Source organism: Dokdonella fugitiva, from assembly GCF_014138265.1.
GTDB classification, from domain to species: Bacteria; Pseudomonadota; Gammaproteobacteria; order Xanthomonadales; family Rhodanobacteraceae; genus Dokdonella_A; species Dokdonella_A fugitiva_A.
Window position 1 is genome coordinate 1 of sequence record NZ_JACGXL010000007.1, and the last position, 12,566, is coordinate 12,566.

Consider the following 12,566-nt stretch of genomic DNA (forward strand, 5'->3'; position numbering starts at 1 on the left):
TAGACGCGGCCCATGCCGCCTTCGCCGAGCACCGAGCGGATGAGGTAGGGACCGAGCTGCATGCCCGGTTCGAGCGCCGTGGCTTCGCCGCCCGGTGCAGGGCGGCCGAGGAATTCGGTGGCGTCGTTCGCGCCGGGTTCGTCGCCGTGCATGTCCGCCCCTGTCCGGAACCGCCGTGCGCGCAGTGTAGTCAGTGCCGGACGGAATGCCACCGCCGTCCGCCACGCTGGCGGCGAGTCGCGTAAACTCGCGTCCGGCGACGGCGCCCGCAGCGGACTCGCATGACTTCCCGCCACAACGATTCCAGCACCACCCAGCGACGCACGATCCGCCCGGCACGCGGTTTCGAGGCGCGCAGCGGTTCCGCCGCCTGCCTGGTCGTCCTGCAGGGGCAGCGCCTCGGCCAGCGCATCGACATCGGCGAGCAGGTCGTCACGCTCGGTCGCGCGCCCGAATGCGATTTCCAGATCATGGAGCGCAGCGTGTCGCGCCAGCACGCGCGGATCTGGAAGGAGCCGAACGGCTACCGCATCAAGGACCTCGACTCGACCAACAAGACGCTGCTCAACGACCAGCCGATCATCGAGGCCGAGCTCAAGGACGGCGACCACGTTTCGATCGGCGGCTGCGTGCTCAAGTTCATGGAGCGTTCGTCGGTCGAGGCGCGCTACCACGACGAGATCTACCAGCTCGCGACGATGGATCCGCTGACCGGCCTGTACAACCGCCGGCACTTCCTCGAGCTGCTCGAGCGCGAACTCGCGCGCACCGCGAGCCATCGCCGCATGTTGTCGCTGCTGATCATCGACCTCGACCACTTCAAGTCGATCAACGACCGCTACGGCCATCCCGCGGGCGACATCGTGCTCAAGCAGGTCGCCGCGACGCTGCAGGTGCTCGCGCGCGGCGAGATCCTCGTCGCGCGCATCGGTGGCGAGGAGTTCGCGGCGATGCTGCCCGAACAGGGCGTCGTCGACGCGAGCGCGTTCGCGCAGCACCTGTGCGAGTCGATCGCCGCACTCGACCTCGGCGAACAGGCCGGCGTGCGCAACGTGACCGTGAGCATCGGCGTCGCCGGCTGGAACGCCGAGGCGGCGACCGTCGCGGAACTGCTGCGCGCGGCCGACGCCGAGCTCTACCGCGCCAAGCAGGCCGGCCGCAACCGCGTCTGCGTCGCGGAACAGAGCGGCGCGTAGGGCGGGCTACAGCCCGCGCAACGCCATGATCGACGGAGCGGTGGGCCAGGGCCGACCTACGCCCACTCGGTCAGTCCCTCGATGTCGTACAGGCGCTTCCAGCTCGGGCGCGTCTTCACGCGTTGCGCCAGCGCGGCGACGTGCGGCCAGCTCGTCGCGGGCTTGGGCATGTTGCGCGACCAGCGCATGAGCATGGTCGCGTAGAAGTCGACGATGCCGACCGCGTCGCCGAGAATGTGCGGCCCGTTCGCGACGAGGTGCGCCTCGAGGCGGTCCCAGGTCGCTTCGATGCGGCGGCGCGCGAACTCCTTCGATTCCTTCTCGTGCTCGGCCGGCGCGAAGTCCTGTGGGTAGAACCACTGCCGGTACGCCGGCTGCAGCGTGTTGGCGAAGTGCACCATCCACTGCAGCCAGGTCGCGCGCTTCGCGTCGCCGGGCGGCGGCGCCAGCGCGGCTTCGGGATGGCGCTCGGCGAGCAGCATCAGCAGCGCCGCGCATTCGTACACCGGCGCACCGTCGACGATCAGCGTCGGCACCGTGCCGTTTGGGTTCAGGCGCAGGTACTCGGCGCTCTTCTGCGCGTTCGCATCGAGGTCGAGCTTGCGCAGTTCGTGCGGCGCGCCGATCTCGAGCAGCGCCTGGTGCACCGCCATGCTGGCGGTGCCGGGGGAGTAGTAGAGGATGTACATGCGAGGCTCCGGTCGACGCGAGGGCCGGCGGATTCTACCCGTGTGCGCGGCGCCTGCCGTCGTGCATGACGGCGGCCCTCGAAATCGGCGAAACTTGCACTCCTGCCTCACGATCCGGAGCAAGCATGGCCGTCCAGGAAGCGAAGGTGCCGGACATCGGCAACTACACCAACGTCCCCGTCATCGAAGTGCTGGTGAAGGTCGGCGACACGGTGACGCGCGACCAGGGCCTGGTCACGCTCGAGTCGGACAAGGCGACGATGGAAGTGCCTGCGCCGTTCGACGGCGTCGTGCGCGAGATCAAGGTCAAGGTCGGCGACGAGATCTCCGAAGGCACGGTCGTCGCGCTCGTCGAAGCGGCTGACGCGGGCGCGGCCAAGCCTGCCGCAGACGCGCCCAAGCCTGCGGAAGCGCCGAAGCCGGCCGCAGCCGCCGCGCCTGCACCGGCAGCGAAGAGCGAGCCGGTCGCGGCAGCACCCGCTGCGGCGGCGCCCGCGAGGAGCGACGCGGGCATGCCGCGCACGCCGCCGGTCGCGTTCGACGCGAGCGCGGTGATGCCGGACCAGGTGCCGTACGCGAGCCCGGCCGTGCGCGCGTTCGCGCGTGAACTCGGCGTCGACCTCGCGCACGTGAAGGGCACGGAGCGCAAGGGTCGCATCGCTAAGGAGGACGTGCAGAACTACGTCAAGGCCGCGCTCGCGGGTGGCGCGCCGCGCACGGCGGCCAGCACCGGCACCGGCGGTGGCGGCCTCAACCTGCTGCCGTGGCCGCAGGTCGACTTCGCCAAGTTCGGCGAGATCGAGACGAAGGCGCTGTCGAAGATCAAGAAGATCTCCGGCGCCAACCTCGCGCGCAACTGGGTGATGATCCCGCACGTCACGCAGCACGACGACGCCGACGTGACCGAGCTCGAGGCGCTGCGCGTCGCGCTCAACAAGGAGAACGAGAAGGCGGGCATCAAGCTGACCATGCTCGCGTTCCTGATCAAGGCGGTCGTCGCCGCGCTGAAGAAGTACCCGGATTTCAACGCTTCGCTCGACGCGAGCGGCGAGAACCTCGTGTTGAAGAAGTACTTCCACATCGGTTTCGCCGCCGACACGCCGAATGGCCTCGTCGTGCCCGTACTGCGCGATGCGGACAGGAAGGGCGTGATCGAGATCGCGCAGGAGACCGGCGAGCTCGCCAGGAAGGCGCGCGACGGCAAGCTCGGCCCGGCGGACATGTCCGGCGGCTGCTTCTCGATCTCCTCGCTCGGCGGCATCGGCGGCACCGCGTTCACGCCGATCGTCAACGCGCCCGAGGTGGCGATCCTTGGCGTATCGAAGTCGTCGATCAAGCCGCATTGGGACGGCGCCGCGTTCGTGCCGCGCCTGATTCTGCCGCTGTCGCTCAGCTACGACCATCGCGTCATCGACGGCGCGTCGGCCGCGCGCTTCACGACCTATCTCGGCCAGGTGCTCGCCGACATGCGACGCGTCTTGCTGTAACCATCCACGAAGGAGAAGGACACCATGTTGCGCACGTTCGCGATCCTGTTCACCGGGCTCTGTATTGCGGCGACCGCCTTCGCGGAGGCGCCGGGCAAGGTCGACGCCAAGACCGATCTCGCGATGCAGCTGATGGCCGTGACGAACCTCGATCGCACGATGCAGCAGATGGCCGATCAGGTGCAGGCGATGATGGAGAAGCAGTTCGAGTCGTACGGCAGTTGCCCTGCATCGAGCGCCGTCGTGCACGAGATGTCCGCGAAGATCGGCGAAAAGGTCACGGGCGTGCTGAAGTCGGACGCGATGAAGGTCGATATCGCGTCGGTGTACGCGGAGGTATTCAGCGAGGACGAGTTGCGCGAGACGATCGCCTTCTACAAATCGCCGCTGGGCCGCAAGCTGCTCGAGCGCATGCCCGACCTGATGCAGAAGTCGATGCAGATTTCGCAGGACCGCATGAGGGAGGTCATGCCCGAGATGCAGAAGCTCGGTGAGCAGTACGGCGAGCGGATCCGCGAAGCCGCGGCGACATGCGACGCCGAGGACACGACCGGCAAGGCGAGCAGCGACAAGAACTGAATCGATCCGGCGGCGCGTGCCGCCGGCGAACCACCGCGCGGCCTCGTTGGGCGCGACGCATGGGAATCCGCATGGCAAACACGATCGAAGTCAAAGTCCCCGACATCGGCAATTTCAGCGGCGTACCGGTCATCGAGATCCTGGTAAAGCCGGGCGACACGGTCGCCAAGGACCAGGGCCTCGTCACGCTCGAGTCGGACAAGGCGACGATGGAAGTGCCGTCGAGCGTCGCGGGCGTGGTCAAGGAAGTGCGCGTCAAGCTCAACGACGAAGTCGCCGAAGGCACGATCGTCGCGGTGATCGAGGCCGCCGACGCCGGTGCCGCGAAGACGGCGACGCCTGCGCCGGCGGCACCTGCCACGGCGGCAGCTGCGCCCGCACCCGCGAGTGCGCCAGCCCTTGCGTCGTCCGCGCCGGCGCCGAAGGCGTCTTCGGCGAGCGGCCGCAAGGCCGACGTCGAATGCCAGGTCGTCGTGCTCGGCTCGGGTCCGGGCGGCTATACGGCCGCGTTCCGTGCCGCCGACCTCGGCCAGGACACCGTGCTGGTCGAGCGCTACGCCGCACTCGGCGGCGTCTGCCTCAACGTCGGCTGCATCCCGTCGAAGGCGCTGCTGCACGCGGCGCGCGTGATCGACGAGGCCGCGCATGCGGCGGACTACGGCGTCGCGTTCGGCGAGCCGAAGATCGACCTGGAGAAGCTGCGCGCGTACAAGGACAAGGTCGTCGCGCAGATGGTCAAGGGCCTCGACGGCATGTCGAAGCAGCGCAAGGTGCGCGTCGTCGAAGGCACGGGCACGTTCGTGTCGCCGAACGAGATCGAGGTCGCGACGAAGGACGGCAGCAAGCTCGTGCGCTTCGAGAAGGCGATCATCGCCGCCGGTTCGCAGGCGCTGAAGCTGCCGGGCTTCCCGTGGGACGACCCGCGCGTGATGGATTCGACCGACGCGCTGCTGCTCGCCGACATCCCGAAGAAGCTGCTCGTCGTCGGCGGCGGCATCATCGGCCTCGAGATGGCCTGCGTCTACGACGCGCTCGGCAGCGAAGTCACCGTGGTCGAACTCATGGACCAGCTCATGCCGGGCGCCGATCCCGACCTCGTGCGACCGCTGCAGCAGCGCCTGTCGAAGCGCTATGCAGGCATCCACCTCAAGGTGAAGGTCGCGAAGATCGAAGCCGAGAAGAAGGGGCTCAAGGCGACGTTCGAAGGCGAGAAGGCGCCGGAACCGCAACTGTACGACCGCGTGCTCGTCGCGATCGGCCGCACGCCGAACGGCGCGAAGATCGGCGCCGACAAGGCCGGCGTCGTCGTCACCGATCGCGGCTTCATCCCGGTCGACCGCCGGATGCGCACGAACGTGCCGCACATCTTCGCGATCGGCGACCTCGTCGGCCAGCCGATGCTCGCGCACAAGGCGACCCACGAAGGCAAGGTCGCGGCCGAAGTCGCCGCGGGCGAGAAGAGCGAGTTCGTCGCGCGCGTGATCCCGTCGGTCGCCTACACCGATCCCGAGATCGCCTGGGTCGGCCTCACCGAAACCGAGGCGAAGAAGCAGGGCATCAAGGTCGGCGTCGGCAAGTTCCCGCACGCGGCTTCGGGGCGCGCGGTCGGCATCGGTCGCACCGAAGGCTTCACCAAGCTGCTGTTCGACGAGGCGACGCATCGCGTCGTCGGCGGCGGTATCGTCGCGCCGAACGCGGGCGACCTCATCGCCGAAATCGCGCTCGCGATCGAGATGGGCTGCGAAGCCGCCGACATCGGCCTCACCGTGCACCCGCACCCGACCCTGTCGGAGTCGGTCGGCATGGCGGCCGAGGTCTACGAAGGCACGATCACGGACCTGTACCTGCCGAAGAAGAAGTGACGTCCGTGCGGCGTGTCGCGCATGGCATGCTGATCATGCTGTTCGCGAGTGCTTCGGCGCGCGCGGAATGTTCGCACGCGTCGTATGAGGCGCTGCGCCCGCCCAAGTATCCGGCCGCAGCCGCAGCCGCCCATATGGAAGGCCGCGTGCTGGTGAGCATCATCGTTCACGCCGACGGCCGCGCGACGGATGCGTCCGTGCGCGAGAGCAGCGGCCACGACGAACTCGATTTCGCGGCGATGGACGCCGTTTCGTCCTGGCGCTACACGCCGCGCACCTGCGACGGCAAGACCATGGCCGAGGAGGTGTGGGTGCCGATCGAGTTCGACCTCGGCCGATCGCCGACGGTGGACGCGCCTCGCGACGCCGGCGGATCACCATCCACTACACGCGGCGCCCGCGGATACTCGCTCGAGCGGGACGAAACGCCGTTGCCGGGGGTGACGGCTCGGGCGACGCTTCAGTCGCTCCGACAGGACGCGGGGGTCGAGAGGGCGTTCACGCGAATGTTCGACTTGGAAACCACGAAGACCGTGTACCTATTGCGTCGCACGCGCGAAATGTACGAGGTGTTCGAATCGACCGAAGGAAACTGGAGTGTCGCGAACGGCGGGTCCCTGTTCGTCCTGCGCCTGCGCGATAGCGAGACGCATACGCTGTTGTATCGCGTGGCGTGCGAAGGTTCGAGCGTGTGGTGCGAATACGTAGAGCGGCGAGAGGTGGATTTCCTCGCCCGGAATCCACCACCACCGATGCCGCCGGCTCCCGATGAGGATGCGCACTGAGCGTGGGCTCGATCGGCGCTGCAGCCCGCGGAGTCGAGCACGCACGCGACCGTCCCTGCGAACTGCCGGCCACGCGGCGCGTGCCCGACCTACGAAGTCCTGCGCGGTTCGCTGTGCCGAGCCTGTCGAGCGTCAGCTCCGCGCCGGCGCGTACTTCGCGAGCTCGGCGTTGATCTTCGCTTCGTCGAAGCCGTTGATCTTCGCGCTGCCGATCAGGATCAGCGGCGTGCCGACGCCGCCGGCGGCCTTCCATTCCGCCGCGGCCGAGGCCGACTTCTCGATGTCGCGTTCGTCCCATTGCACGCCGTGCGCGGTGAACCAGCTGCGCGCCTTCGCGCAGTAGCCGCAGGTCGCAGTCGCGTACATCGTCACCTTCGGTGCGTGGATATCGCTGAGCGCTTCCTGCGCACCGACGCCGAACGTTCCGGCGCCGGCGACGAGCGCCAGCGCGAGCAGGGTTCTCCGCAACATCGCATTCCCTCCTGAGGGCGGCGCCGGCCGGCGCCGCTGCGCTTCTCAGAGGATGGACGCGGGCGATAGTTCCCGCGCACGCGTCAGCCGGTCTTGTCCTTGTCCTTGCCTTGATCCTTGTCGCGCGGGGCGGGCGCGGGACGCGGCGTCGGACGCGCCTCGGGGCGTGCCGGCGCCGGTGCCGGCCGCGTCTGCACCGGCGGACGTTGCGCGGCGGGCGGGCGCGTCTGCGCGGGCGGCCGCGCCACGGGCGGGCGTGGTTGCGCCGGCGGGCGCGTCACGGGCGGACGCGGCTGCACCGGCGGGCGCGGCTGCACGGGTGGGCGTGTCACCGGCGGCCGCGGCTTCGGCGGCGTGACCGGCGGCTTCGGGCGTTGCGGCGGCCGATGGCCGATCGGCGGTCGCGGCCGCTGCGGCGGGCGGTACACCGGCCGCCAATGGCTCCAGCGGTCGCGATAGCGGTACCACGAGCGCGTGCGGTAGTAGCTGTCCCAGTAGCTGGCGAACGTGAACGTGATGATCGGGATGCCGATGCGCGCACCGTATTCGGGCAGGTAGACGCGGCGGCCTTCGTAGTCGAAATCGAGATAGTCGCCGGCGACCCAGCCGCGATCGCCGTAGGCGATCACGTCGCACCAGAGGAAGTCGTCGATGCAGCCCTGCACCGCGAGCGGCGTACCGGGTGCGAGCGTGCGGATGCGTGGATAGCCGCTGTCGGGACCGGTGCGCAAGGTCATGCGCGTGGTCGTGTACGCATCGGCGGCGAGCGCCGGGACGGCGGCGATGCCGAGCAGCGCGAGGACGAAACCGAGCAGGCGTTTCATGCGCGAAACCCTCCAGGACGTCGAATACGGCCCGCCCACGATGCGCCGCCGCGCCGCCGCCGGCAAGCGGCGGCGCGCCAAATCAGCGTGCCGCGGCGTCGAACCCGTTGGCGAAGATCGCGTCGCCGCCGATCGTGCACGCGCCGGGCACCTGCGCGTGGGTGAGCGCGATGTCGTCGACGAACCAGCCCTCGCCGGTCTGCGCGGTGTCGGTGCGATAGAGCCAGCGCAGCTTCACGCTCTGGCCCGCGTAGACCGACAGGTCCACCTGGCGCTGCGTGAACGTGAACTGCGCGGTGCCGGTGAACGCGCCCGAACCCTGCGTGATGCCGCACAGCGAGCCGCCGTTGGTGATCGTGCCCGGATAGCCGCCCGCGGGGGTGAGGCGCGTCCAGGTGGTGCCGGCGTCGGTCGAGATGTCGACCACGCCGCCGTCCCAGCCCTGCTCGATGTCCCACGCGGTCCAGAACGAGAGCTGCGGCGACGTGCCCGCGCTGAGGTCGAGTGGCGGCGTGACGAGCGTGACGCAGAGGTTGTTCGCCGCGGTCGACCAGAAGCTCTGCACGCCGTCGTGCTTGCGCGCGGTCGACATGTGCCAGCCGGCGTGGTCGATCTGGCCGGGCGCGAGGCCCGTCGGCGAACCGACGCCTTCGGCGTCGAACACGGGATCGCCGGGCTCGGCGCCCGATGCGAACGTACCGTCGTGGTTGGGTCCGGTCGGCGTCGCCGACAGGCGGACGAGGTTGCCGTCCTCGCTGCCGTTCGCTGCGTCGCTCGCGCGCACGACGTAGTACTGCGGCGCGCCGCCGGCGACGACGTCGTCGGCGAAGGCGAGCGCATCGACATCCGCGGCGATGCGATGCGCGAGGTCGGGCACGAAGTCGGACTGGTCGGAGCGGTACACCGAGTACGACGCGGGTCCGCCACAGGCCGGCTGCGCGCCGGTCCAGGCGAGATCGACGCGGCACTGCGAGGTGCCCGCGTTGGTCGCTGCGGCGATGCCGGCGAACAGCGGCGGCGCGGTGCAGCTGCCGCTCGTCTGCGCCTCGACGCAGGTCGAGGCCGGTGCGGCGCAGCCGCCGGTCGCGTCGAGCGCGACGACGCGATAGCCGTAGGTGACCGCACCCGACGCACTCGTGTCGGAATAGCTGCCCGCGGCGAGGTGGTCGGCGATCGTCTCGAAATGGCCGCCGCAGCCGCCCTGCGCGCGCTCGACGCGATAGCTCGCGTCCGGCGCGGAGCCGCTCCAGGCGAGGTCGATGCGATGGTCGCCGTTCGGCGTAGCGCCGAGCGTCGGCACCGGCGGAGCGGTGCACAGGTGCGGATCGAGCACGAAGAAGCCTTCGTCGATGCCGGTCGCGATGACGTGGCCGCTGGCGGGGAAGCGGTAGTTGTTCCAGCTGCCGTTGAACGCGGCGCTGTTGCTCGCCGGGTACGTGTCGAAGTACGCGACTTCGCTGAGCCCGGCGGCGGACAGGTTGTCCATGCGCAGGATGCGCACGCCCGCCTCGTAGTTCGACTGGTAGACGTACTGGCCGTGCACGTACTGGTTGTGGTCGATGACGTCGAGCGCGCTGTCGTGGTGGCCGACCAGCACGGGCGCTTCGAGGTCGGACACGTCCCAGACGTAGGTGCGCGCGGCGTGGCCGAAGTTCGACTCGTCCAGTTCGTCGTCGACGAGCAGGTAGCGGTGGTCCTCGGTCAGCCAGCCCTGGTGCGGATAGGCGGCGCCGTCGTAGGTCACCGACGACAACGTCACCGGCGCGCTCTTGTTGCTCACGTCGACGATCGCGATCTTGTGCGTCGGTCCGTTCGAGTCGACGCAGATCTCCTTGCCGACGTGCGCGGTGTCGGGCCCCGCGTAGACCCAGCACTGCGATTCGTGCGTGTAGCCCGCGTCGTTGATGCAGCCGGCGAACGTCGGCGAATCGGGCACGTGGATGTCGATCATCTGCAGGCCGCCGGTGTGCGAATCGCCGGGGCAGGTGAGATTGCTGCCGGGCACGTAGGCGAAGCCGGTCGCTTCGTTGATCGAGATCGTGTGGCTGCTGCCGAAAGCGCCGTACCAGGCCGTTTCGGCGAACGTCTGCGCGGTCGTCACGCCACGCAGGGCGGCCAGGTCGAACACCTGCATGCCGTGGCCGGGGTTGTTGTCGCTGACCACGAACGCGTGGTCCTGGTAGACGCGCACGTCGCGCCAGATCGAACTGCCGGTACCCGCGTGCGTCGGCAGCTTGCCGAGGTAGGTCGGATGCGTCGGGTCGGTGAGGCGGTAGAAGGCGACGCCGTTGTCGGCGCCGATCAGCGCGTATTCGCTGCCGTCGGTGTCGGTCCAGCCCCACAGGCTGTTGGTGTTGCTCGCGGCGAACTCGGCCAGGGGGACGAACGCGAGCAGGTCGATGTTCGAGCACGGATAGGTGCCGGCCATGCCGTTCACGCACGGCGTCGCATGCATCGGCGCGAGCGGGCGCGGCGCCGACGGGCGTGCCGCACGGATCGCGGCCATCTCGCGTTGCGCGGCATCGGGCGCGGCGGCGGCCGTGGCGAGGGCGAACGGCAGCAACAGGAAGGCGCAGGATGCGCGCGGCGTGGACATCGGCTTACTCCCCAGCAAGGTCGGTCCGTGCCGGTCGTCGCGACCGGCGCAAGCGCGGGAGTCTAGCAGGCGCGGCCGCGGTCGACGTTCAGCGCGGTCGGCGCTTGTCGCCGCGCTCGGGCGCGACCGTGCTGTCGACCACGTCGTAGTGGCGCACGAGCGGTTCCATCTCGAGCAGGTAGTTCTCGTCCTCGGGGTAGTACACCGAGCGCTCGGGGTTCTCGCCGGCGAACGCGCGCACCGCGTCCATCGAATCCCACAGCGAGATCAGCACGATCTCGCTGTGCTCGCCCTGCAGGCGCCGCAGCACGGTGACGCCGCGGTTGCCCGGCGTCGCGGCGACGTCCTTGAGCAGGGTCTCGTCGAGATGGGCGATGTAGGCGTCCGCCCGTTCGGCCAGCGTGATGCCCCGCCAGATGCGCGCGATCATGTGCCGTCTCCGATGACGTCGCCGCCATCTTCGCACGGTCCGGGCGCTTTTCGTGACCGAGCCCGGACGACGACGCTAGCGACGTCGGGCGCAACTGCGGCCATAATGCGGTGGCCCGCCCCGCGGGCGCGGTGGAGGATCGGGATGGAATGGCTCGGCTGGGTGGTAGCGGTGCTCGTGGCCGGTGTCGCGGCATGGCTGTTGCGTGCATTGCGCACCGAACGCGGACGCAGCCACGAGCTCCTGTACGAGAAGATCGACCTCGAGAACGAGCTCGACGCCGCGCGCAGCAGCGCGCCGTCCGACAGCGCCGCGCACGCCGCCGCCCACGACGCGCTCGTCGCGGTCGCCAATCGCCTCGACGCGCCGCTCGGTTCCGCGCGCGCGCACCTCGAGGACGTCGACGCGCAGATCGCCGACTACCGCGAGCGCGTGCGCCAGTTCGACGCGGCCGTGCAGTACTGCCTGCAGCCGGTCGAGATGATCTTCGGCGCCGACAAGGCGACGCTCGACCAGCTCGTGAGCCACGTCGAGGGCGCGCGCCGCAAGCTGTTCGAAGCGCGCGCAACGCTGCAGAAGAGTCCGCTGCACCTCGCCAAGGGGCCGCTCGACGGCGGCCTTGGCGAGATCGACGTGCTCGCCGACTACGCGCGCGCGTTGCGCATCCCGCCCGCCGACGTCGCGCCGGCCCCGGCGCCGGCGCCTGCCGCCGACGAACCCACGCTCGCGTCGTCCTGAGGCGATGGCGGTCGCGCTGGTCCTCGGCGCGAGCGGCGCGATCGGCCGTTTCCTGCTGCCGCGGCTGGTGGTCGCGGGTGACGACGTGCTCGCGCTGAGCCGCGCCGTCCGCACGTCCGATGCGCCGCGATTGCACTGGCTGCGCGGCGACCTCGAGCAGGCGTTGCCGCCGTTGCCTGCGCTCGACGTGCTCTATAGCTGCGGTCCGCTCGACGCGTTCGCGCGTTGGTACGCGCGCGCGCCGATGCAGGCGGCGCGCATCGTCGCGATCGGTTCGATGAGCATCGAAAGCAAGCAGGCATCGGCCGATCCGCACGAACGCGCGCTCGCCGCGCGCCTGCACGACGCCGAACGATCGCTCGCCGCGACCGCGCGCGAGCGCGGCGCTGCATGGACCGTGCTGCGGCCGACCCTCGTCTACGGCGCCGGCGTCGACCACAGCCTGACGCCGCTCGTGCGCCGTGCGCGACACTGGCGCGTGTTCCCACGCGTCGCCGGCGCGCGCGGGCTGCGCCAGCCCGTGCATGCGGACGACCTTGCCGCGGCCTGCGTCGCGGTCGCCGCGCAGCCGCACTGCGCCGGCCGCGCCTACGCGCTCGGCGGTGGCGAGCGGCTCGCATTCGCCGCGATGCTCGAGCGCGTGCGCGCCTCGCTGCCGTTCCGCACCGTGCCGTTGCCCGTGCCGTTGCCGCTCGTGCGCGGCGTGCTCGCGCTCGCGCGCGCGGCCGGGAGCACGCGCCTGTCGCCCGCGCTCGTCGATCGACTCGGGCACGATCTCGTCGCCGACGATAGTGCGGCGCGCGTCGATTTCGGCTACGCGCCGCGGCCGTTCCGGCCCGATTCGGCGTGCTGGGACACGACCGTGCCGTTCAGCGGGGATTGAGACCATGTCGGTTATCGCTGCATCCC

Annotated in this window: 12 protein-coding genes; 7 read left to right on the forward strand and 5 right to left on the reverse strand. The window is 70.0% G+C overall.

The annotated features are described in order from the left end of the window. Nucleotides 1–281: 281 nt before the first annotated feature. Nucleotides 282–1,196 (forward strand): diguanylate cyclase, encoded by a 915-nt coding sequence (locus FHW12_RS18185; RefSeq protein ID WP_182532483.1) that lies wholly within the window; start codon nucleotides 282–284, stop codon nucleotides 1,194–1,196. Between the two features lie 56 nt (nucleotides 1,197–1,252). On the opposite strand, the gene FHW12_RS18190 is transcribed toward FHW12_RS18185, so the two are convergent. Next, nucleotides 1,253–1,849 (reverse strand): glutathione S-transferase family protein, encoded by a 597-nt coding sequence (locus tag FHW12_RS18190; RefSeq protein ID WP_428993632.1) that lies wholly within the window; start codon nucleotides 1,847–1,849, stop codon nucleotides 1,253–1,255. Here FHW12_RS18190 and aceF point away from each other — a divergent pair. The 4 genes from aceF (at nucleotide 1,741) to FHW12_RS18210 (ending at nucleotide 6,598) form a co-directional block, all read left to right on the forward strand. After that, nucleotides 1,741–3,372 carry a dihydrolipoyllysine-residue acetyltransferase gene (gene aceF, locus FHW12_RS18195; protein WP_428993633.1) on the forward strand — a complete coding sequence of 544 codons (1,632 nt, stop codon included), beginning with the start codon at nucleotides 1,741–1,743 and terminating at the stop codon, nucleotides 3,370–3,372. The genes FHW12_RS18190 and aceF overlap by 109 nt on opposite strands. 24 nt (nucleotides 3,373–3,396) lie before the next feature. Beyond that, nucleotides 3,397–3,951, forward strand: coding sequence for a DUF2059 domain-containing protein (locus tag FHW12_RS18200; RefSeq protein WP_182532486.1), 555 nt, complete (start codon nucleotides 3,397–3,399; stop codon nucleotides 3,949–3,951). 71 nt (nucleotides 3,952–4,022) lie between these two features. Continuing rightward, on the forward strand, nucleotides 4,023–5,813 hold the full coding sequence (gene lpdA / locus FHW12_RS18205) for a dihydrolipoyl dehydrogenase (RefSeq protein ID WP_182532487.1): 1,791 nt from the start codon (nucleotides 4,023–4,025) through the stop codon (nucleotides 5,811–5,813). A gap of 26 nt (nucleotides 5,814–5,839) precedes the next feature. Next, nucleotides 5,840–6,598, forward strand: a complete 759-nt coding sequence (locus tag FHW12_RS18210; protein WP_182532488.1) for an energy transducer TonB — start codon at nucleotides 5,840–5,842, stop codon at nucleotides 6,596–6,598. Between the two features lie 132 nt (nucleotides 6,599–6,730). Here the strand turns inward: FHW12_RS18210 and FHW12_RS18215 are convergent, their stop codons facing one another. From FHW12_RS18215 to FHW12_RS18230, 4 genes are all read right to left on the reverse strand, one after another. After that, complete coding sequence (locus FHW12_RS18215; protein WP_182532489.1) at nucleotides 6,731–7,069, reverse strand: glutaredoxin family protein; 339 nt, start codon at nucleotides 7,067–7,069, stop codon at nucleotides 6,731–6,733. Between the two features lie 83 nt (nucleotides 7,070–7,152). Further along, on the reverse strand, nucleotides 7,153–7,893 hold the full coding sequence (locus FHW12_RS18220) for an SH3 domain-containing protein (RefSeq protein WP_182532490.1): 741 nt from the start codon (nucleotides 7,891–7,893) through the stop codon (nucleotides 7,153–7,155). Nucleotides 7,894–7,975: 82 nt separating this feature from the next. Continuing rightward, nucleotides 7,976–10,489: a choice-of-anchor B family protein gene (locus FHW12_RS18225; RefSeq protein WP_182532491.1), complete on the reverse strand. Its 2,514-nt coding sequence runs from the start codon at nucleotides 10,487–10,489 to the stop codon at nucleotides 7,976–7,978. A gap of 88 nt (nucleotides 10,490–10,577) precedes the next feature. Continuing rightward, nucleotides 10,578–10,919, reverse strand: a complete 342-nt coding sequence (locus tag FHW12_RS18230) for an antibiotic biosynthesis monooxygenase family protein (protein ID WP_182532492.1) — start codon at nucleotides 10,917–10,919, stop codon at nucleotides 10,578–10,580. A gap of 144 nt (nucleotides 10,920–11,063) precedes the next feature. Between FHW12_RS18230 and FHW12_RS18235 the strand changes: the two genes are divergently transcribed. Continuing rightward, nucleotides 11,064–11,657: a hypothetical protein gene (locus FHW12_RS18235; RefSeq protein ID WP_182532493.1), complete on the forward strand. Its 594-nt coding sequence runs from the start codon at nucleotides 11,064–11,066 to the stop codon at nucleotides 11,655–11,657. A gap of 4 nt (nucleotides 11,658–11,661) precedes the next feature. Continuing rightward, a complete protein-coding gene (locus FHW12_RS18240; protein WP_182532494.1) occupies nucleotides 11,662–12,540 on the forward strand; it encodes an SDR family oxidoreductase in 879 nt (292 codons plus the stop codon). Nucleotides 12,541–12,566 lie beyond the last annotated feature (26 nt).